Raw genomic sequence first — 19,701 nt, 5'->3', positions numbered from 1 at the left:
TCGCCGGCCGGCTCGACGCCGTGCTGAGGTGTGCCGCGGATCGGTGCACTAGGGGTGGATCTGCGAGCCGTAGCCGAGGTCGAGACGGATCGACTCCAGGATCACCAGGGTGCTGCTCGTGGTGAAGACGTCCGCGGCGGCCAGCACGCCTGTGTACTTCGCGATGACGGGTGCGGCGGCGTAGTCGGTCACGGCGTCCAGGTAGGTCTTGACCGCGGCCCAGGTATTGGCGCCGTATTTCGCGAAGTACGGCGTGGGATCGACGGTGGCGAGGGCGGTTCGGGCGCCGGCGGCGATGTCCGCGACGTACCGCTGGTGCAGGATCACGTCGTCGCGGTTGCCGAGCCGGCCCAGGTGTCCCGCGATGTAGTGCTTCCAGGGGTAGGACAGCGCGGTGGCCGGGGCGGCCATGAAGCCGGGGATGTCCTCGCTGACGTTGAGGTTGTAGATGGGCACCCAGCCGGGCAGCGCTATGTCGACGAGCATCAGCGTGTCGTGGTCGGGCAGGTGGATGTAGGTGTTGTCCGGGCTGTGGTTGGTGCCGTGCCAGGCCAGCTTGACGCGCTCCCCGCCGACGCGGAGCGTGTGGTGGTCCTGGAAGGTGACGTCGGGCGCCGGCCGCGTCGGATCGCCGTCCCGCAGCAGCAACCGCTTGGTCTCGGTGTGACCGATGCGTGTGACGTGCCGGCCGAACAGGGAGGAGGCGCCCAGGTGGTCGGCGTGGTGGTGCGAGTACACCAGGTGCGTCACCTCGCGGGAGACGCCGTTGTCGACGGCGACCCGGTCGATGGCCCGCTGCAGGTTGTGGCCGATGCTCGGGGGAGCGTCGAAGAGTACGACGCCGTCGCGGGTCGTGAGGAACGCCGCCTGGTAGGTGCCGTCGGTGACCCAGTACAGGTTCCGCTCCACCCGCCCGACGTAGTAGCCCTGTTCGTTGAGGGCCGGGCCGAGCGCGGACTCGGGGACGGGGGCGTAGTCGGGCAGGGCGGCCGCGGCCGCCGCGGGCTGGGCAAGCGTGCCGGTCGCCAGCGCAGCGACCGACGGGGCGGCCGCGACTGCGGCGGTGCGGGCGAGGAACGACCGTCGGCTGGTGGAGGAGTCGGACGTGGACATGCTTCTCTCCGGTGAAGGTGGGGGGCGCGCTGCCGGCGGCAACGCGGTGGTGGTGGTCTCAGCCGACGGTGAGGGCGTCCTTGTGGGCGGTCAGCCATTCGCGGAAGGTCTGCACACCCGGGTGCAGGTCCCGGACGAGGCCCAGGTCGCGGGCTCCCGTGAAGGCCCCCGCCGCCTCGGTGTAGTACTGGAACATGTTGCCAATCTCCGCGGCGGCGGGAATGCCCAGCTCACGGAACTGGTCGTGGGTGAGCGGGCGGTAGACCACCGGCTCGCCGTACAGCTCGGCGAACGCCGAGGCCAGCTCCTCGCCGGTCAGATGCTCACCGGCGATGCCGACCGTCCTCCCGACGAACTCCTCACCACGGCCGAAGATCGCCAGTGCCACCCTGCCGATGTCCTCCGCGGCGATCCCGGCCAGCGCGCTCCCGCCCATCGGCAGGCTCAGCACCAGATCCCCGGAGTCGTCACGACGCGGGGCGAAGCCCTGCAGGAACGCCTCCCAGTAGAACGTGGTGCGCAGCAGCGTCGTCGGCACGCCGAGGTCGATGAAGAACCGGTCCGCCTCGGCCTTCGCGTCGAAGTGCGGAACGGTGTACGCCCCGTCGAGCAGGGGCACGCGCGCCTCGGCGACCGGGAAGTGGGCGCGGGTGTCCTCCAGTGTCGACCAGACCACATGCCGCAGCCCCGCGTCCTTCGCAGCCCGCGCCGCATTGCCGGCCTGCGCCAGCTCCGTCTCGGCGGACATGCCCTCCCAGTAGTTCGTCACCACGTACGCGCCGTGCGCGCCGTCGAACGCCCGGCGAAGGCTCCCCTCGTCGCCGAGGTCGGCCTCGACGACCTCCGCGCCGCGCCCGGCCAGAGCACGCGCCTTGTCCGAATCCGCGTCACGGGTGATCGCCCGGACCGCGAATGGGCCGTCCGGCTCCGCGAGGATGGCGCGGGCCAGTCCGCCACCCTGCGCACCCGTGGCCCCGAGTACCGCGATGATCTTCTTCTGGGTCATTGCCGATCACTCCGCATCGTGTGAACGCGACGGGCTCCGCTGCCCTGTCACGACTCGATGGTGCGAGCACTCCGGAAGGCCAACCAGGCACGGATTGGGCGAGGCTCATGGCGGACCGGCGCGCCCGGTGGTCGACCGCCGGCGGGGAGGTCACCGGCGTCCTGCCTGCCTTCCTGCACTCCCTGGGCGCCGGCCATCCCCGCCTACTGAGGTTTTCGTGTGGGCGTCGGGTGGTGACGGGTGATGATCCCTGCGGTATGCCGTTGCTATGCGGTATGCGCAGGGTGGGGGCCTGACCGCTGAGCGGCGGGCGTTACGTGAACGGATCCGGCTTGAGGTCGAGGACCTCGAAGACCCGCTCGAAGCTGACCAGGGCGCTCATGATGTCGACGCGGGCGCCCGCGAGGGAGGTCAGGGGCGCGTAGAGGCGGGCCAGGAGGAGGGCGAGGGTGACCACGGAGCCGGCGTCGAGGGCGCCGGTGAGCGCGAAGCGGCCGCCCAGTCCGTAGACGAGGGCCAGCGCGAGGGCGGAGACGGCCACCGTGCCCGGGCCGCCGGCCAGGAACCCGGCCGCGGGGGAGCCCGCCGCGAGCGCGGGGACGGGGGGCATCGACGCCGTCCCGGCGGTGCGGATGACCGTGAGTCCAGCGACATCAGTCGGCGCCGCGGCCCGGCCGGGAACCTGGCGAGGTACGTTCGCAGGGTGACGCCGCAGAACGGGGCCATCATCCCCTAGACGGCAGCGAGGACCAGCAGCACCGGCAGGCTCCCGGCAAGTCCGTTTAGGGCGAGGAGCAGCCCGGGACACGGCCCACACCGCGCAGTACGCGGCGGGGAGCCGGGCCGGGAGGCGGACGTGGAGATGCGACATGTGGTGACGGAACCGTGCTGGAACCGGTCAGTGACCGGCGCGGCTGCATGGTGTGGCAGGCGACCGGCCCGCTCCGGACCGCAGCCGTGAAGTGCGGCGCGGGCGTGGACGGGACGGTCATCGTGCTCCGCGAGTCCGCCGCGGTCGCCGGCATCTACGGCGCCTCGGCGGTGAGGGCACACGGCCGCAGCCCGGGCGCCGCGTGCATGCTCACGGATTGGCACGAGGGCCCGTCGACCCAGCAGGTGCTCGCCGGCGTACGCGACGGGACCATCGATCTGGCTGCCGCGCGGGACGCCGTGGTCGCGCTATGCGAAGCGGTGGCTGCCCTCCACGCGGTCGGCTGGGTACACGGCGACATCGAGCCCGACCACCTCGTGCACACCCCCGCCGGCGTGCGGTTCCGGGACTGCTCATAGGCGCGGCACCCGCTCACCCTCGGCCCGTCCAACCTGTTCCGGGGCGGCCTGCCCCACCTCCTCGCCCCCGAGTTGGCGTGGAAGGTCCACCGCGGACACCAGCCCGTGGTCGTCACCTCCACGGACGAGGTGTACCCACTGGCGGCGAGCCTGTGGTGGGCGATCACCGACGAGTGGCCGCTCTCCTACGAGGAGGCCATCGTCGACCCGCGCGCCATGGACGCCGCCGGACTGCGGCACTCGATCGCCACCCACGTGATCCCGGTCCGGGACGCCACGGTGTGGCCCGCTGCCCAGCACGTGCTCAGTCACGTGATGTCCCAGCCGGACTACCGGCGGCCGTCGGCGGCGGACCTGGTGATCCTGCTGGGCACGGCCCTGGTCAACGAGCCGGTTGCCGCCTCGGCATGAGGCGGGGGCGGACGTGAAGACGGGCCCGGCAGCGGTGAGCCTGCCGGGCCCGCGACGTCCCGGGGAGCGGGCCGCTTACCCCTGGGACGCGACGGGGACCCGGTGCTCCAGGCCGAGGGCGCGGATGATGTCCGCCGAGGCGACACGCAGGACGCGCCCGGCCCGGATCACCTTGCACGGGAACTGGTCCTTGCGGGCGAGGTCGTATGCCGTGGTTCGCCCAATGCCGAATGCCGCGGCGGCGGTCTCGAGGTCCGTCGTCGCCGGCAGGCGGAGCACTTCGTCCGCCGTCAAGGTTTGGGTCATTTCGGCACAACTCCTGAGGGCAAAATGCGCGGCTGTGGGTATTCCCGGCGCACAGTATGGCATGGGTTGGCGCAGAGCAATCGTGCGCGTACTTTGGGTCACCATGGAGCAGAGCCCGGACTGGACAACGCGAGTCAGCAGAACGATCGCCCACGAGATCCGCCGGCATCGCACTGGCCGCGGCATGAGCGCCCAGCAGCTTGCCGACGCGTGCGAGGCGTTGGGCGCGCCGATGCCCCGGACGGTGATCTCCAACCTGGAGAATGGCCGCCGCGGCAGCATCACGGTGGCGGAGGTCATGGTCCTGGCCGCCGCCCTGGACGTGCCGCCGGCGACGCTGGTGTTCCCCGTTGGTCACGTCGACGAGGTCGAGCACCTGCCCGGCCAGCCCGTCCCGCCCCTGGCCGCGGTCGAGTGGTGGCACGGCCTCCTTGCACCTGCCTCCTCGCCCCTGGCGCTGCTGCGTCGCCACCGCGACCTCGAGGTCCGCATCCGCAACCTGTACCGGGGGATCTGGGAGCAGGCCATCGCCGAGTACCAGTGGCACGGTGAGCCGGACGGCCCGGAGGCTGAGGCGGCCCGTGACGTTGCCCGCGACCTGACGACCCAACTTCATGAGCTACGCGACGAGATTGCCCGCCGAGGACTGCGGCTGCCGCCACTGGCGGGCCTGGACAAAGTGGCACCGCTGCCGCCCGGCGGCGACCGTGCGCCAGCCCAGTAGGCACACAATCTATACGAGGAGGACGAATGGCCGCCGCACGCCGTGCTGGCAGCATTACAAGGCGTTGCGAGTGCCGGGGAAGGGACGGCAAACGGCTGGGCAAGGAGTGCCCGATGATGTCGAAGCGGAACCACGGTACCTACCAGCTCCAACAGGAAATCCCGGCGGCTGCGGACGGGTCTCGGCGGATCTTCCGCCGCACCGGCTACGCGACGGTCAAGGACGCGCAGAGCGACCTTGACAAGCTCCGTGCGGTCCTGGACCTCGTCGACGCCGCCGACGACAAGCAGCGAGAGACGCGGATCGGTGATCTCCTGGCGGCGGTTGGACGCGACCGGGCCAGCATCCCGGACTCCTCGGAAGTTAAGCGCCGTCTTGCAGGCGGAGTGGCCCTCGACTGCACCGTGACCCTCGGCGAGTGGTTGGAGCAGTGGGCCGAGGCGAAGAAGACGAAGCGCTTGACGACCAAGGCTTATCAGTCTCACATCCGCGTGCACTTGAAGCCCGGGGTCGGGCAGTACAGGCTCGACCGCTTCAACATTGCCCACTGTCAGGCGTTCTTCGACGCCTACCAGGAACGCAACGAGGTGATTGCGGCGCAAAACGCCGCGCGGCGAGAACAAGAGGCCCGCTGCCGCTGGGGAAAGAACGGTCGGCCCTCGCGGGCGGAGTCCGAGCAACTGGCGGCCGAGCGCGAGAGACTGGCCGCGATGCCGCCCTATGGCATCATCACAGGTCCCGCGACGCTGCAGCGCATCCGGGCGACGCTGCGGGCCGCACTCAACGCCGCAATCAGGAAGCAGCTCATCACGTTCAACCCGGCCAAGTGGGTGGAACTGTCCCCGGGCAAGCGACCCAAGGCGAAGCTGTGGACGGACCGACACGTTGAGCACTGGGAGCGCACCGGAGAGAAGCCGAGTGCGGTCATGGTCTGGACCCCGGAGCAGCTCGGGACGTTTCTCGATGAGGCCATGGGCAGTCACCTGTACGCGTTCTTCCATCTGATCGCCTTCCGAGGCCTGCGCCGCGGTGAGGGCGTCGGGGCGGACTGGCGCAACGTGGACCTCGACGGCAATGCGCTCACCGTGGGGAAGGAGTTGGTCGTTGACTCCTGGGAGGTGTTCGAGGACGACCCGAAGACCGAGGAGTCCGCGGGCACGATCGCCCTCGACTCGCTGAACGTGGGCGTCCTGCGGGAACACCGGGCGCGGCAGCTCGCCGAGCGGGATAGCTGGAACCGGAAAGCGGCCGAGAGGCGGCAGGCGGGGGAGGACGTCGTGGACTGGCAGGACACGGGGAAGGTGTTCACCCAGCCCGACGGCACGTGGCTCCACCCTGCCAAGGTGAGCCGCGAGTTCCGGCGGATCTACCGGCGAGCAGGCCTGCCCCCGATCAACCTCCGCGACCTCCGGCACTTGGCGGCGACCCTCATCCACGCTGGCGGCGGCGACATCCATGCGGTCAAGACGACGCTACGGCACTCAACGATCCAGCTGACATCGGACACGTACACCGAGCTGCTGGAGGAAACGGACCGGGATATCGCGGAGCGAGCCGCGGCCCTGGTCCCGCGCGCCCGGCGCAGCCGCGAGGATGCCGTTTCGGCCGATGGATAGGGCCGGAGTCAGCAGCCGGCGGGGTACGTGTTGCTGCAGGTCGACGAGTCCTTCTGCTCGCTCAGTGCTCGCTCGGACGATGCGGAACGAGCCGATACGGGGCAGCATGAGCCGTCACCAACAGGGGAAGGCCTGGGCGCCGAAGAGGAGCCTGACCTGAATGTTCCGGTACGTGGGGCACGAAGCGGCATGAGCCGACATGGAGCGGCGTGACATAGCAGCGGACTCCAAACCCGCACGCCGCAGGTTCGAATCCTGCCGCCCCTGCAAGCAACCGACACGGCCCCGGCCGCACATGGACCCCGTTCGCACCGCGAAGGAGGCCCATGCGCAAGGGTCGTGACGCCAGAAGGTGATCACGGTGGCGCCTTCCAACGTGAAGCGCAGGAACTCGTCGCGGGCAACGCGTAAGGCGAGGCCGCGGCGTACGAGCTCGGACTCAACCCGTCTGCGCGGGCGGCGTTGACGCACGTGCCCACGACGTCGTCGTCGGCGATCAACTCGTCATGCGCCCGATTGGCCTCGTCGCCGCCCGGCCGACCCTGACCTCGGTCTCGCATTCCAGGACACGCTGTCTTGCGATGTGGGATCGCAGGCGCCGAGCGTGACGCGGCCGGGAGCACGCGTCCACCGCACCGCTCGCGCCTACTCCTCGTCCAGGCAGAGGCAGAAGGGGTGGCCGGCCGGGTCCAGGAGGACGCGGACGTTCTCCCGGGGTTGGTGGCCGGCGAGCGAGGCGCCCAGCGCGACCGCGTCGGCGACGGCGCCGTCGAGGTCGCCGACCTGGAAGTCGAAGTGCATCATGGGCCGCTGATCGCCGTCGGCGGGCGGCCACGTGGGGGCCCGGTAGCCGGTCGCCTGCTGGAACACGAGGTAGGCCGGACCTTCGGGCGCGGCGACCACGGAGGTGCCCGGTTCCTCGTGCACGACGGGCCACCCGAGCAGCTCGGCGTAGAACGCCGCGAGGGCGGCGGGATCCGGTGCTTCCATGGCGGTGCCCCACCACATGCCCAGCGTTCGTGATCGCACGGCCGTAGTCTGTCGCGGCGCCGGGGGGTTGTCCACGCCTTCGCGCAGAAGGGCGTTCGGCCTGCGACGACCGGTGGCGGGTCGGTTGAGCGCGCGCCGCCCCCAACGGGACCGAACCGCCCGGGGCGTCGCCGTCACGTCAGAGGCGGACCGTCATCTCCACGGTCACCTCGTCCCCGGCCGCGATGCCCTGGGGTCTGCGCACGGCGACCTTCAGCGGCAGCAGGTAACCGCCGTCCTTGGGGAAGAGCGACGTCGTGAAGGCGGTGTCCCCGATGCGGGCCTCGACGGGGATGACGCCCCAGCCGTAGGTGGCCATCGCGGCCACCTCGCGGATGTGCTCGGACTCCTCCTCCGGGACGGTCGCGAAGTAGTACGGCGATGGTCCGCGCCACTCGATCACACGGCCGGCGAAGACGAGCTCCATGGGGTCGGTCCCGTTCCTGCAGGGTGGCCGGACCGCCTCAGCGTACAGGTGGCGCCCCGGTAGCGAGGGGGATACGTCCGGTAGCGCGGTGACTGATGGTGTTTCAGGAGTCAAACATGTTGGCGATCAATTCACTTCCCATGGGTGAAACCGCAGGGCGGCAGGGTGACTTGAGCCTAGAATGGGACTTCCGCGATCACCCCGCGTTCAGGGCGTGGGCAGGACTGTGAGGGGCCGGATGAGCCAGGAGCGAGAGCCGCTGCCGACCGCGATCGACACCGGGATTCCCAGCGTCGCCCGGATGTACGACTTCCTGCTCGGCGGCAAGGACAACTACGCCGTCGACCGTGAGGCCTCCGAGGAGCTGCTCAAGGTCGTCCCGAGCACCAAGGAACTGGCGGTCAACAACCGCAGGTTCCTGCAGCGCGTCGTGGGCGTGCTCGCCCGCGAGTACGGGATACGCCAGTTCCTGGACCACGGGTCAGGCCTGCCGACGCAGGACAACGTCCACCAGGTCGCCCAGCGCGTCGACCCGGCCGCGCGCGTCGTCTACGTCGACAACGACCCGATCGTGCTGGCGCACGGCCGTGCGCTGCTGGAGGAGAACGAGAACACGGCCGTCATCCAGGCCGACTTCCGTGACACCGACGGCATCTTCGGCCACTCCGAGGTGGAGCGGCTGATCGACTTCAGCCAGCCGGTCGCCGCCCTCTTCGTCTCGGTCCTGCACTGCATCCCCGACGAGGACGACCCGGCGGGCCTGGTCAGGCGCGTCGCGGAGCGGCTGGCGCCGGGCAGCTTCCTCGTGGTGTGCCAGCTGGTCAGCGAGGACAAGGCGGTGCGCGACTTCGTCACCGAGTTCATGGACGCCAGCACCCAGGGCAACTGGGGCCGGGTCCGTCAGGAGAGCGACGTCGAGGGCTTCCTCGACGGTCTGCGGATCCTGGAGCCGGGACTGGTCGAGGTGTCCACCTGGCGCCCCGACACCGACCTTGCGCCCCGACAGGCCACCCAGGAGTGGATCGAGTTCGGCGGGGTCGGCCACAAGGCCTGAGGACGTCAGGGGTCCCGGGGCCGGAAGGGCCGGCCCCGGGGAACCGCGTCAGCTCACGACAACTGCTTGAGGAAGTCGCGCAGGAAGTCCGGCGTCCGGACCGGGGGCTCGGCCTCGGCGCTGAGCCGGTCCATCACGGCCAGGTAGTTGTCGACGTCGTCCTGCTTGTCCAGGTACAGCGAGCTGGTGAGCTGCTCCAGGTAGACGATGTCGGGCAGGTCCGGCTCCAGGAAACGCAGGATCGTGACCGGTCCGCCCGCGGTGGCGAGGCCGCCGACGCTGAACGGCGCCACCTGCAGCGTCACGTTCGGCATCGCGGCCGCCTCGATGAGCCGCTCCAGCTGGCGCGCCATCGCCTCGGCGCCGCCCATCGGACGGCGCAGCGCCGCCTCGTCCACGACCGCCCACAGCCGGGGCGCGTTGGGCCCGTTCAGCAGGTGCTGGCGCTCCATGCGCAGCGCGACCCGGCGCTCGACCTCGACCCCGGACGCCCTGGGGTGCCCCAGCCGGATGACGGCGCGGGCGTACTCCTCGGTCTGCAGCAGACCGGGGATGAACTGCACCTCGTACGTACGGATGACGGAGGCGGCCTCCTCGAGGCCCACGAGCGTCTCGAACCAGCCGGGGAGCACATCGGCGTACCGGTGCCACCAGCCGGGGGTGTTGGCCTGGTGGGCGAGCTTGAGGCAGTCCGCGCGCTCGGTCTCGTCGGTCACGCCGTAGAGGGTGAGGAGGTCGGCGACGTCACGCTCCTTGTAGCCGACGCGGCCCAGTTCGAGGCGGCTGATCTTGGCGTGGGAGCCGCGGATCGCGTCACCCGCCGCTTCGCGGGTGATGCCCCGGGACTCCCTCAGCCTCCGCAGCTGGGTGCCGAGCACGATGCGCAGCACCGTCGGACCACCGCGCGGGTGCTCCAGGTACTGCCTTATCGACGGTTCGTTGCTCGGCCGCGTCGCGGTCATGCCGGCTCCCGTGGTGACTGGGCGGACCGTCAGTGTCTCACTGAGTGGTGCCCGAATACAGCCGCATCTTATGGCATGCCGACGTTTTGTCAGCCCGTCATGTCATCGAAGTCGCCGTCCTTCACGCCGCCGAGGAAGGCCTCGATCTCCGCGCGCGTGTAGATGAGCGCAGGTCCGCCCGGGTGGCGGGAGTTGCGCATCGCGAAGCCTCCACCGGGCAGCGCCGCCAGCTCGACGCAGTTGCCGCTGGGGTTGCTCCGGCCGCTCTTCCTCCAGTCCGCGCCCTCGATGTCGGTGGCCGGTACGCCGTTGTCGAACTCCCGCATGGCTACGCCTCCTTGACGGGCCATCTGCACGTGCAGATGCACGTGCAGATGTACTTACCCTTGCACTTACGACTGTAATTGCAGATGTGCTTGCACGGGTAGGGATCCGGCGGGGATAGTGGTGGACGCAGACAGCACCGCGCCCCCCGCCCGACAGCTCTGCGGAGTTCCCGATGACTACGCATCCGGCGATCCCCCTCGACTACGGCCTGACCGAGGACTCAGGGTCACGCTTTGCCGCCTGCGGCCTGAGCGGTGACCTCCACGCAGCAGGTTCCGCACGGCAGTTCACGCGTGCCACCCTGAGCAACTGGGGGATGCTCGCGATCGTCGACACCGCCTCGATCGTGGTGTCGGAGATGCTGACCAACGCCGTGCGCTACGGCCTCGACGACCCGGCGTACGCGCCGTTGTCGAGCCGGCCGGTCTGGCTGGGCCTGCTCCGCCGTGACGAGTCCGTGCTCTGTACGGTCGCCGACCCCGGCACGGGTGTCCCGGTGGTGAAGGAACCGGACTGGTTCGCCGAGACCGGGCGGGGGCTGCACATCATCGACTCGCTCAGCGAGTCCTGGGGGTGGACACCGCCCGACGAGGCGGGCAAGTCCGTCTGGGCGCTGATCTCCGCGCCCATGTGACTTCCGCCCCACGGTGTCCCGCAGACCGGACGCCGTGGGACGGGGGAACGGGGGCCAGAAGCGCCGCGGCGGGGCACCGGGGGGATGCCTCGCCGCGGCCTGACGGTTCGCCGCTCCGCTTGGCCGGGAGGACGCCGGCGCTCTCCGGGGCGGTCGATGACTGTGTCTTTGCCTTTCCCGGGAAAGGAATTCACCTTTTGTTGACGCGCCGCTGTTTCCTGCCGCTCGCCGTCAATGGCCCTTTCGTTAGATGTGCTAGCGTTCGTGAGGTTCACGGTTTGACAACGATGTCAGATTCTCCGGGCCCGCGGACGCGTCCGTCCGCGACGGAAGGGCCCCTGCTCTGAAGGACGGCGCCCCGGCGCACCCGGCGTGGCACGCCCGTTCTCCGAGCTCCACAGAAAAGCACAGCGATTCATGCAAGAAAGCCGCGCGGTCTGGCTGCCCTATCGGTCCGGCGAATTCGCCGGACCGCTGCCCGACGGCCTGTCGTACCACTTCTGGGACGGTCTTTCGGCCTTCCCCTCCGATCCCCGGGACGTACGGTTCGTCGTCGTCCCGCCCGTCCCGGCCAAGCAGCACCAGATCCTCGACCGGCTGCTGCACCACGCCGAGCGGCTGGAGGTCCTCCAGGTCCTCAGCTCCGGGCACGACTACCTCGCACCCTTCCTGGGGCTGCTTCCCCCGGGCACCCGCGTCGCCACGGCCAACGGCGTGCACGGCGAGGCCACGGCCGAGCTGGCGGTGACGCTGCTGCTGGCCGCGGGTCGCGGTCTGGACGACTTCTCCCGCCGGCACGCCCTGGGTCAGTGGCAACCGCGTGTCTTCCCCACGTTGTCCGGCAAGGAGGTCCTGATCGTCGGCCAGGGCGCGGTCGGAAGGGCCGTGGCCGCCAGGCTCGCCCCGTTCGGCTGCCGGGTGGTCCGGCTGGCACGTACCGCGCGCGACACCGCGGACGGCCACGTGCACGGGTTCGCGGACCTGCCCGGGCTGCTCCCCTCCGCCGACGCCGTCGTGCTGTGCGCGCCCCTGACGGACGAGACCCGCGACCTGATGGACGGCTCCCGCCTGGCCCTGATGAAGGACGGGGCCGTCCTGGTCAACGTGGCCAGGGGGGAACTCGTCGACACGCGGGCGCTGGTGCGCGAAGCCGGACGCGGGCGGCTGCGTGCCGCCCTGGACGTCACCGCGCCCGAGCCGCTGCCCAGCGGTCACCCGCTGTGGTACCTGCCCGGTGTCCTCATCACCCCGCACGTCGGGGCCTTCACCGACGCCTTCACGCCCACCTCCCTCGCCTTCATCGCGCAGCAGCTGGCCCGCTACGCGGGCGGCGAGTCCCTGGTGAACGTCCTGCCGCAGATGGCCGCCGCGCGCTGAGCGGTGGCGGCCCCCGGGAAACATCCCGGGGGCCGGTCGGCCCGGCGAATCACCCCCAGGGGTCGGCGTGTTCCCCGATCGGGAAATCGCCTGGCCCGTCGGGACGTCCTTGCGGCGCCGCGTGGTGGGATGGCCGGATGGAACTGCGGGAGCTGCGTGTCTTCGTCGCCGTGGCGGAGGAGGGCGGGATGTCCGCCGCGGCGCGGCGGCTGCACGTGAGCCAGTCGGCGCTGTCGCAGACCGTCACCGCGCTGGAGCGTCAACTCGGCGTCAAACTCCTGGTGCGGTCCAGTTCCGGCGTACGGACCACGGAGGCCGGGGCGGTCCTGCTCTCCGAGGCGCGCGCCGTGCTCGCGCGCCACGACCAGGCCGTGCGGACGATGGCGGCCCTGACGGCGCAGGGCGGGGGCACCCTGCGGCTGGGCATCCCGCTGGAGCTGCCGCCCGACCTGCTGACCCCCGTGCTCACCGAGTTGTCCCGGGCCTACCCCGACACGAGGGTGCAGGCCCGTCATCTGTCCACGGCGGCCCAGCTGGAGGCGCTGCACGCGGACGAGCTCGACGTCGGTCTGACGCGTGAGCGCCCGGCCGGGCCCGAGTTCGACGCGATGCTGGTGGTCCGGGAGAACCTCGGGGTGCTGCTCGCGGCGGACCAGGCGGCCGAACTCGCCGGACCGCACGGCGTCCGCCTGGAGTGCCTGGCGGGGCTGGAGTGGGTGGGCTTCCCCCGCGCCGGGAGTCCGGCCTGGTGGGACGAGCTGACCTCGGTGCTGCGCAGCCACGGGCTGGACGTGGGTCCCGAGGCGGGCGCGGGGGAGCCGCTGATCGCGGAGGTGAAGCTGGCGGCCGTGATCACCGGGCGGGCGTTCGCGCTGGCCCCGCCGAACTGGGCGCAGCCGATCCCCGAAACGGTCGTGTGGTCGCCCCTGGTGGGAGATCCCCTGGTCCGCAGGACCTGGGCGGTGTGGCCGTCCAGTTCGCACCGGCGTGACCTCGGGCATTTCATCGCGGCCTTCGCCCAGCCGGTGTCGCCGTAGGCGGTGGGGCTACGGGGTGGGCGCGGAGGCGCGGTGCCGGTGCCGGGCGGCCTTCGCGTTGTTGCCGCAGCGCTCCATGGAGCACCACTTGCGCGGCTTCCCGTTGCCGGTGTCGAGGTAGAGCATGCCGCAGATCTCCGCGGCGCAGGTGCGCAGCCGGTCCCGCAGGCGCGGCTCGGTGACCAGCGCGATCAGGTCCCGGGACACGGCGGAGAGCAACTGGGCGGCCGACAGCGGTTCCGTCCCGGCGCTCGGGCGCCCGTGGGCGTCGACGCGGAGGAGGGGCGCGGGCGGCTCGACGCGGGCCAGGTCGTTGAGCAGGTCCACGCACTCCGCTCGCGGCGTGCGGCCGTCGACGACCGCGGTGGCGACGTCGGTGGCGGCGGCGCGCAGCTCGTGGAGGGCGTCGAGCAGGGCCGTCCCGTCCCCCCCGTCCCGCAGCGTCACTCCGACGCCGCCGCACCAGGCGCGGAGGCGGTCGTGATCGCCGAGCCGCTCGACGGGGGTGCTGGGACGGCGGCCGACGGTGGCGACGAGGTCGAGCGAGAGGGAGCCCGCGTCGAAGCGCAGCGCACGGACCTTGGCCGTGACGCGGGTGCGGGGAGTGGCCGGGGTCCCCGTGGCCGGTGCGCGCTCGCTCATGTGTCCATAGTAACCTTGAAGACGGTTACCAAGCCATCGGCCAGGCCGGACCGGGAAGGGAGCACGCCATGCGCATAGCGGTCGTGGGAGCGGGCGGAGTGGGCGGCTACTTCGGCACCCGTCTCGCGGAGGCGGGCAACGAGGTCACCTTCGTCGCCCGCGGTCGGCACCTGGAGGCGATCCGGGCCAACGGCGGGCTGGCCGTCCGCAGCCCGCTGGGGGAGTTCCGGGCACCGGCCGACCGGTTCGTGCCGGACATCGGTGACGTCGGTCCCGCCGACGTCGTGCTGGTCGCGGTCAAGCTGTGGGACACCGAGGACGTCGCCACCCGGCTGCGCGGCCTCGCCGAGGCGGGCGCGCGGGTGATCTCCCTTCAGAACGGCGTCCAGAAGGACTCGGTCCTGCGCCGGCACCTGCCGCCCGAGGCCGTGTGGGGCGGGGTCTGCTACATCTCCGCCGTCATCGAGGAACCCGGCGTCGTCTCCCACCGCGGGACGATGCAGAAGCTGGTCTTCGGCCCGTACGACGGGCAGGGGGCGGCCCGGGCGGAGGAGTTCCGCGAGGTGTGCGAGAAGGCCGGCGTCGACGCGGAGGTCAGCGCCGACATCGCGCGGGTCCTGTGGCAGAAGTTCGTGTTCCTCACGGGCCTGTCGGGCACCACCTCGGCCGTGCGCCAGCCGATCGGCGTCGTCCGCGCCGATCCCGCGACGCGGTCGCTGCTGCGCGACGTCATGGCGGAGGTCGTCGCCGTCGGCCGGGCCTCGGGCGTGCGCGTCGACGAGTCCTTCGTCGACGAGCAACTGGCCTTCTGTGACACGCTGCCCGCCACGATGACCTCCTCCATGCACAACGACTTGGAGCAGGGCAACCGCCTGGAACTGCCGTGGCTCAGCGGAGGCGTCGCCGACCTCGGCCGCGAACTGGGCGTCCCCACGCCCCGCAACCGCACCGTGGCCGACATCCTCGCGCCCTATGTGCCGGGCCGGCCGCGCGTGCCGTGACCGCCGTAAGGGGCGGCCGGTCCCGCCCCCGGTCAGCGCACCGAGAGCGTGTCCTGCAGCCAGTCGAAGACGACCTCGCAGTGCTGCTGGGGGGCCATCGGGGAGCAGTGCAGCTGCGCCCCGGTGGCCGCGGTGAGCTTCACGTAGTCCTTCGGGGCGGTGAGCCCGTCGTACATCCGGCGCGGCTGCCCCGGGTAGAACTGCTCGAACTCGTAGTCCAGCACCAGGGTGGGCGCCTTGATCCGGCCCAGCACGTCGCTGACGTCCAGTGAGGCGATGAGGCGGGCGGGGGTGAAGAAGTCGGTGAACATCCTGCCCTCCCGCGCCTCGGTCATCGCCGGGGCGGAGAAGGGTTCGAAGCGCTTCTTGAGCGTCGCCGCCTCGGACGGGCTCAGCGCCGGGACGACCTCCTTGGTCCAGACGGCGTTGGTCCGCTCCTTGTCGGCGGTGAGGATCTCCCGGACCTCCTGGGGGAAGGCCAGCCAGGGGGACACACAGCCGGGCATCGCCACCAGGGCGGCGATCCGGTGCTCGAAGGCGGCCGCCCGGGGCGCCAGGTTGCCGCCCATGCTCAGCCCGGTGAGGGCGATCCGGCCGGGGTCCACGTCGGAGCGGGCGGTCAGCCAGTCCACCAGCGGGGTGACGACCTTCTCCCAGCGCGGGGTGAAGACGACTTCTTCCACGAAGAGCACATGGCCCTGCCCCGGGCCGTCGTAGACGAGTGCGTTCCAGCCGCGGTCCAGGGCCGCCGACACGCCGTACGTCCACATGTCGACGTTCTGGCCGTCGCTGCCGTTGGTCAGGATCACCGTGGGCCTGCGCCGTTGCGCCCCTTCCGGGCGGAAGAACCACACCGGCATCCGCGTCCTCCCGCAGGCCACGCCCGCCGTCACCGGGGCCGGATCGCAGCGCTCGCAGAAGGCGTCCCAGGCGCGGCGCCCGGCACGGTAGAGCTGCTCCTCGCTGCCCGGGTCCTCGGAGCCGAGAACGAAGAACAGCGCCTGGCCGTAGTACTGGGCCGCCCGCAGCGTCCGGAACCGTGTGGTCTGGCGCCCGGGCATGCTGCCCCTCGGCGTCGTGAGCAGCCGGTCGCCCAGCTCTCTGAAGGTGCGGGTGTACGACTGCGCCGACACCCCCGCCGTGGTGACGGCGTTCACGGCGGTGAGCACCTCACCGGCCTCGGCGGAGCCGTAGCCGCAGGCGCCGAGGGCCAGGAGCGCGTTGAAGTCGTAGGCGGGGTCGTCGAAGAGGGTCATCACCCCGGGGGTGGCGCCGCCCGCGGGACCCGCAGCGGAGGCCGACGTCCGCCCGGACCCGGACCCGGACCCGGGCCCCGTTCCCGGACCGCCGGGCGAAGGCGGGCCCGCGGGGGAGGCGCCCGAGGGCGTGCACCCGGCGGCCGCCAGGGCCCCGGCCCCTGCCGCGAGCCCGGCCAGCGCGGTGCGACGGGTGGGCGCGGGGGCGGGGCCGTGCGGAAGGTGCGTCATACCGGCCGAACGTACGAGCCGCGCCCCGGCACGCCGGCCCACGACACCGGCCGTTCCCCCGAACGGCCCGGCGCACCGGTGCGGTCCTCCGCCGCCGGCGGGGTAGGCGTATCGGACAGTCACCGGAGGGGAGAGGGAACATGACCGAAGACGTCGCCGGCATCGTGCGCAGGGTGGTCGCCGGATGTGCGGACGTGGCGCCGGAGGAGATCGGGCCGGACACGACCTTCGCCCGGTTGCGCCTGGGCGACCGGGCCAAGCAGCATGCCGCCGACGCCGTCGAACGCGAGGTCGGCGTGATGCTGCTGGCCGACGAGGTCGAGCGGATGGGCACCGTGCGCGACCTCGTCGAGCACGTGGCCGGCAAGCGCGCCGAACAGGAGGCCGCGGAGGCCCCCTGACGACGGCCACGCCTCGTCTGCGGCGTGGTCGTCCCACACCGCGCACGGCACCACGTAGCTCTCGCCGAGGACCGGGAAGGCCGTGTCCCGCGGCAGGTCCGGGACGCGGGTGCGGGCGGGGCCGGCATCGGGGACGCCGCGCTGCGGCACCGCGGCATCGACACCGGCCGCCCGGCCGCGGTGGCGGAGCCGGGACCGTAAGCGCGCGCGCACGGGCTCGTGGCCGACGTCGGCCCTGCGGGTGACGGCTCCGTCGATGCCGGGAGCCTGCGTGCCTACGCGCCTCCTGAACACGTCGCCGTCGTACGCGCGAGGGGCCGTCACGGACGGCAGGACCCTTCCGGCCTCACGCCGGGGGGACGCCCCCGGCGTGCCGGGACGTCCGGCACGGCTCAGCCCGCGTGGACGCGGATCTTCGACTGCCCGTGGCCGCGCAGCTCCCAGTCGTCCATGAAGCGGGCGCGCAGCCCGTGCCGGGCGGCCAGATCCATCAGCGTCTCGGTGCGGTAGTAGAAGTCCTCGCGCAGCACGTGGTGTTCCTTCCCCTCGGTGCGGTCGAACGTGAAGTCGAACCACCCGCCCGGGGCCAGGATCCGCGCCACGTGGGACAGGCACTCGTCGATGACCTCCAGGGGCGAGTGGGAGAAGACGCTGTGCGCGTGGACCACGTCGAAGTGGCGGTCCGGCAGGAAGTCGAAGGTCAGGTCGTGGGTGAGCGTGAGGTACGGCAGCTTGCGCTGCAGGCCCTGCGCGGTCACGGTGCGCTTGGCGGCGATCAGGATGTCGGGGGAGATGTCGATGCCGTAGTAGTGGCCGGCGTCGAGGTGCTCGATGAGGCGCCAGCCCGCGCGCAGGTTGCCGCACCCGATGTCCAGCAGCCGGTGCCGGGGCGACAGGCCGTGCTCACGCAGGTAGTCGAACTGCATCGCGCCCAGCGCCAGCCAGCGGTCGTGGCTGCCGCTGCCGACGGCGGCCTCGGGGTCCCGCGCGGTGTCGCTGGCCATGACCGCCCGGTAGTACGCCACGTGGTCGCGGTGCCGGTGCGCGAGCCAGCGGTCCCGCGCGGCCCGGCGCGCGTACCCGGCGACCCGCGTGGGGTGCCGGAGGGCGTAGCCGACCTTGTGGGTGAGGCTCGTCCGGTCGGCCCGGAGGTTCTTCCTGGTGGCCATGGCGGGTACTCCCTCGGGGGTCACGGGGGACGCGTTCTTCGTCCCTCTCGGGAGGCTGCCACGCAGCGCCCCCGCCGTTCCCCCTCCGAACGGGTGGTACCGGTGTGCGGGGCGCCCCGGCCGGGGCGCCCCGCACGCGACGGCCCGGCGTCAGCCGGTGAGGCGGTTGATCTGGCGGAGCTTGTTGGTGGCGTCGAGGGCGGCCACCTTGTACGACTCGGCGAGGGTCGGGTAGTTGAACACGGCGTCGACCAGGTAGTCGACCGTGCCGCCGCAGCCCATCACCGCCTGGCCGATGTGCAACAGCTCGGTGGCGCCGGTGCCGAAGCAGTGGACGCCGAGCAGCGTGCGGTCCTCCGTGGACACCAGCAGCTTCAGCATGCCGTGCGAGTCGCCGATGATCTGGCCGCGGGCCAGCTCTCGGTAGCGCGAGATGCCCACCTCGAAGGGCACGTTGTCGTCGGTGAGCTGGTCCTCCGTACGGCCGACGAAGCTGATCTCCGGGATCGTGTAGATGCCGATGGGCTGCAGGCCGTGCATCGCGTTCACCGGTTCGCCGCAGGCGTGGTACGCGGCGAGCCTGCCCTGCTCCATGGAGGTGGCCGCGAGCGCCGGGAAGCCGATGACGTCGCCGACGGCGTAGATGTGCGGCACGGAGGTGCGGTAGTGCTCGTCCACCGATATCCGGCCCCGCTTGTCGGCGGTCAGGCCCGCCTTGCCGAGGTCGAGGGCGTCGGTGAGGCCCTGCCGCCCGGCCGAGTACATGACGGCGTCCGCGGGGATCTTCTTCCCGCTCTGCAGGACGGTCAGCGCGCCCGTCGCATGCCGCTCCACGGCCGCCACCGTCTCGCCGAAGCGGAAGGTGACGGCGAGGTCCCGCAGGTGGTACTTGAGCGCCTCGACCACCTCGACGTCGCAGAAGTCCAGCATCCCGTCGCGCTGTTCGACCACCGTCACCTTGCTGCCCAGCGCGGCGAACATCGAGGCGTACTCGATGCCGATGACGCCGGCGCCGACGATGACCATGGAGCGCGGCACCCGGTCCAGGTTGAGCACGCTGTCGGAGTCCATCACCGTGCGGTCGTCGAACTCCACGGTCGACGGGCGGGCCGGGCGCGTCCCGGTGGCGATGACGATGTTCCCGGCGGTGACCAGCACCTCGCGGCCGGAGGGGTCCTCCACGGCGACCGTGTGGTCGTCCATGAAGCGGCCGGTCCCGGTGAGCATGGTGACGCGGTTGCGGGAGAGCTGACTGCGGATCACGTCCACCTCGCGGCTCACCACGTGCTGGGTGCGCGCGGTGAGGTCCGCGATGGTGATGTCCTCCTTGAGGCGGTAGCTCTGGCCGTACAGGTCCCGCTGGGTGAGCCCGGTCAGGTAGAGCACGGCCTCGCGTAGCGTCTTCGACGGGATGGTGCCGGAGTGGATGGAGACCCCGCCGACCATGTCGGGGCGGTCGACGACGGCGACCCGGCGGCCCAGCTTGGCCGCGGCGATGGCGGCCTTCTGGCCACCCGGGCCGGATCCGATGACGAGCAGGTCGAATTCGGTCACCGGACGAGTCTGTCAGGCCACGGCGTCCCCGGGAAAGGGCTGTCGGCGATGCGGCCGGTGGCGTCCCCGGGTCCCCGGGCACGGGTGCGGGACCCGTGCCCGGGGACCCGGGGACGCCACCGGCCGCATCGCCG

Annotated in this window: 22 protein-coding genes and 2 pseudogenes; 12 read left to right on the top strand and 12 right to left on the bottom strand. The window is 71.6% G+C overall.

The genetic code is table 11. From position 1 onward, the window contains the following. Window positions 1–48: 48 nt before the first annotated feature. Window positions 49–1,113 carry an MBL fold metallo-hydrolase gene (locus PV341_RS11985; protein ID WP_500357636.1) on the bottom strand — a complete coding sequence of 355 codons (1,065 nt, stop codon included), beginning with the start codon at window positions 1,111–1,113 and terminating at the stop codon, window positions 49–51. A 58-nt stretch (window positions 1,114–1,171) separates the two neighbouring features. Further along, on the bottom strand, window positions 1,172–2,119 hold the full coding sequence (locus tag PV341_RS11980) for an NmrA/HSCARG family protein (RefSeq protein WP_500357635.1): 948 nt from the start codon (window positions 2,117–2,119) through the stop codon (window positions 1,172–1,174). A gap of 268 nt (window positions 2,120–2,387) precedes the next feature. Here PV341_RS11980 and PV341_RS11975 point away from each other — a divergent pair. Then, window positions 2,388–2,468 (top strand): annotated as a pseudogene (locus tag PV341_RS11975) (helix-turn-helix domain-containing protein); the annotation flags it as partial. Here the strand turns inward: PV341_RS11975 and PV341_RS11970 are convergent. Beyond that, a pseudogene (locus PV341_RS11970) lies at window positions 2,448–2,654 on the bottom strand (ABC transporter ATP-binding protein); the annotation flags it as partial. The pseudogenes PV341_RS11975 and PV341_RS11970 overlap by 21 nt on opposite strands. A gap of 350 nt (window positions 2,655–3,004) precedes the next feature. On the opposite strand from PV341_RS11970, the gene PV341_RS11965 reads away from it, so the two are divergent. Together PV341_RS11965 and PV341_RS11960 are read left to right on the top strand one after the other, a co-directional pair. Continuing rightward, a complete protein-coding gene (locus PV341_RS11965) occupies window positions 3,005–3,409 on the top strand; it encodes a protein kinase family protein (RefSeq protein ID WP_500357633.1) in 405 nt (134 codons plus the stop codon). A 105-nt stretch (window positions 3,410–3,514) separates the two neighbouring features. Further along, window positions 3,515–3,820 carry a hypothetical protein gene (locus tag PV341_RS11960; RefSeq protein ID WP_500357631.1) on the top strand — a complete coding sequence of 102 codons (306 nt, stop codon included), beginning with the start codon at window positions 3,515–3,517 and terminating at the stop codon, window positions 3,818–3,820. Window positions 3,821–3,895: 75 nt separating this feature from the next. Here PV341_RS11960 and PV341_RS11955 read toward each other — a convergent pair whose 3' ends face one another. Then, window positions 3,896–4,126, bottom strand: a complete 231-nt coding sequence (locus PV341_RS11955; protein WP_500329646.1) for a DNA-binding protein — start codon at window positions 4,124–4,126, stop codon at window positions 3,896–3,898. Between the two features lie 103 nt (window positions 4,127–4,229). Between PV341_RS11955 and PV341_RS11950 the strand changes: the two genes are divergently transcribed. Both PV341_RS11950 and PV341_RS11945 read left to right on the top strand, forming a co-directional pair. Then, entirely contained in the window at window positions 4,230–4,850 is a 621-nt protein-coding gene (locus PV341_RS11950) for a helix-turn-helix domain-containing protein (RefSeq protein ID WP_500357629.1), read from the top strand. A gap of 26 nt (window positions 4,851–4,876) precedes the next feature. Beyond that, entirely contained in the window at window positions 4,877–6,466 is a 1,590-nt protein-coding gene (locus PV341_RS11945) for a site-specific integrase (RefSeq protein ID WP_500329643.1), read from the top strand. Window positions 6,467–7,111: 645 nt separating this feature from the next. On the opposite strand, the gene PV341_RS11940 is transcribed toward PV341_RS11945, so the two are convergent. Both PV341_RS11940 and PV341_RS11935 read right to left on the bottom strand, forming a co-directional pair. Then, the gene (locus PV341_RS11940; protein WP_500329641.1) at window positions 7,112–7,495 is read right to left on the bottom strand and encodes a VOC family protein; all 384 of its coding nucleotides are present in this window, start codon (window positions 7,493–7,495) and stop codon (window positions 7,112–7,114) included. A 139-nt stretch (window positions 7,496–7,634) separates the two neighbouring features. Continuing rightward, window positions 7,635–7,922, bottom strand: a complete 288-nt coding sequence (locus tag PV341_RS11935; RefSeq protein ID WP_500329639.1) for a DUF1905 domain-containing protein — start codon at window positions 7,920–7,922, stop codon at window positions 7,635–7,637. A gap of 238 nt (window positions 7,923–8,160) precedes the next feature. Here PV341_RS11935 and PV341_RS11930 point away from each other — a divergent pair, with 238 nt between their 5' ends. Further along, window positions 8,161–8,976, top strand: a complete 816-nt coding sequence (locus PV341_RS11930; protein WP_500329637.1) for an SAM-dependent methyltransferase — start codon at window positions 8,161–8,163, stop codon at window positions 8,974–8,976. A gap of 53 nt (window positions 8,977–9,029) precedes the next feature. On the opposite strand, the gene PV341_RS11925 is transcribed toward PV341_RS11930, so the two are convergent. Both PV341_RS11925 and PV341_RS11920 read right to left on the bottom strand, forming a co-directional pair. Then, window positions 9,030–9,938 carry a Sco1979 family transcriptional regulator gene (locus PV341_RS11925; RefSeq protein WP_499509522.1) on the bottom strand — a complete coding sequence of 303 codons (909 nt, stop codon included), beginning with the start codon at window positions 9,936–9,938 and terminating at the stop codon, window positions 9,030–9,032. Between the two features lie 89 nt (window positions 9,939–10,027). After that, complete coding sequence (locus tag PV341_RS11920) at window positions 10,028–10,264, bottom strand: DUF397 domain-containing protein (RefSeq protein ID WP_500329635.1); 237 nt, start codon at window positions 10,262–10,264, stop codon at window positions 10,028–10,030. 173 nt (window positions 10,265–10,437) lie between these two features. Here PV341_RS11920 and PV341_RS11915 point away from each other — a divergent pair, with 173 nt between their 5' ends. The 3 genes from PV341_RS11915 (at window position 10,438) to PV341_RS11905 (ending at window position 13,313) form a co-directional block, all read left to right on the top strand. Further along, on the top strand, window positions 10,438–10,899 hold the full coding sequence (locus tag PV341_RS11915; RefSeq protein ID WP_499509520.1) for an ATP-binding protein: 462 nt from the start codon (window positions 10,438–10,440) through the stop codon (window positions 10,897–10,899). A 417-nt stretch (window positions 10,900–11,316) separates the two neighbouring features. Then, window positions 11,317–12,276 carry an NAD(P)-dependent oxidoreductase gene (locus tag PV341_RS11910; protein ID WP_500329633.1) on the top strand — a complete coding sequence of 320 codons (960 nt, stop codon included), beginning with the start codon at window positions 11,317–11,319 and terminating at the stop codon, window positions 12,274–12,276. Window positions 12,277–12,413: 137 nt separating this feature from the next. Beyond that, window positions 12,414–13,313: a LysR family transcriptional regulator gene (locus PV341_RS11905; protein ID WP_500357627.1), complete on the top strand. Its 900-nt coding sequence runs from the start codon at window positions 12,414–12,416 to the stop codon at window positions 13,311–13,313. A 9-nt stretch (window positions 13,314–13,322) separates the two neighbouring features. Here PV341_RS11905 and PV341_RS11900 read toward each other — a convergent pair whose 3' ends face one another. Further along, window positions 13,323–13,955, bottom strand: a complete 633-nt coding sequence (locus tag PV341_RS11900; protein WP_500357625.1) for a CGNR zinc finger domain-containing protein — start codon at window positions 13,953–13,955, stop codon at window positions 13,323–13,325. Window positions 13,956–14,023: 68 nt separating this feature from the next. Here PV341_RS11900 and PV341_RS11895 point away from each other — a divergent pair, with 68 nt between their 5' ends. Further along, entirely contained in the window at window positions 14,024–14,956 is a 933-nt protein-coding gene (locus tag PV341_RS11895; protein ID WP_500357624.1) for a 2-dehydropantoate 2-reductase, read from the top strand. A 32-nt stretch (window positions 14,957–14,988) separates the two neighbouring features. On the opposite strand, the gene PV341_RS11890 is transcribed toward PV341_RS11895, so the two are convergent. Next, window positions 14,989–16,212, bottom strand: a complete 1,224-nt coding sequence (locus tag PV341_RS11890; protein ID WP_500329627.1) for an alpha/beta hydrolase family protein — start codon at window positions 16,210–16,212, stop codon at window positions 14,989–14,991. 371 nt (window positions 16,213–16,583) lie between these two features. On the opposite strand from PV341_RS11890, the gene PV341_RS11885 reads away from it, so the two are divergent. Further along, the gene (locus PV341_RS11885; RefSeq protein WP_500357622.1) at window positions 16,584–16,844 is read left to right on the top strand and encodes an acyl carrier protein; all 261 of its coding nucleotides are present in this window, start codon (window positions 16,584–16,586) and stop codon (window positions 16,842–16,844) included. Between the two features lie 24 nt (window positions 16,845–16,868). Then, window positions 16,869–17,045 carry a hypothetical protein gene (locus PV341_RS11880; protein ID WP_500357620.1) on the top strand — a complete coding sequence of 59 codons (177 nt, stop codon included), beginning with the start codon at window positions 16,869–16,871 and terminating at the stop codon, window positions 17,043–17,045. Between the two features lie 191 nt (window positions 17,046–17,236). Here the strand turns inward: PV341_RS11880 and PV341_RS11875 are convergent, their stop codons facing one another. Together PV341_RS11875 and sthA are read right to left on the bottom strand one after the other, a co-directional pair. Then, window positions 17,237–18,013 (bottom strand): class I SAM-dependent DNA methyltransferase, encoded by a 777-nt coding sequence (locus PV341_RS11875; protein ID WP_500357619.1) that lies wholly within the window; start codon window positions 18,011–18,013, stop codon window positions 17,237–17,239. Between the two features lie 150 nt (window positions 18,014–18,163). Beyond that, window positions 18,164–19,567 carry a Si-specific NAD(P)(+) transhydrogenase gene (sthA, locus tag PV341_RS11870; protein ID WP_499509511.1) on the bottom strand — a complete coding sequence of 468 codons (1,404 nt, stop codon included), beginning with the start codon at window positions 19,565–19,567 and terminating at the stop codon, window positions 18,164–18,166. Window positions 19,568–19,701 lie beyond the last annotated feature (134 nt).

The sequence above is a fragment of the Streptomyces sp. PA03-1a genome (assembly GCF_033792805.1).
GTDB lineage: Bacteria > Actinomycetota > Actinomycetes > Streptomycetales > Streptomycetaceae > Actinacidiphila.
This window is presented reverse-complemented; position numbering and strand designations above follow the sequence as displayed.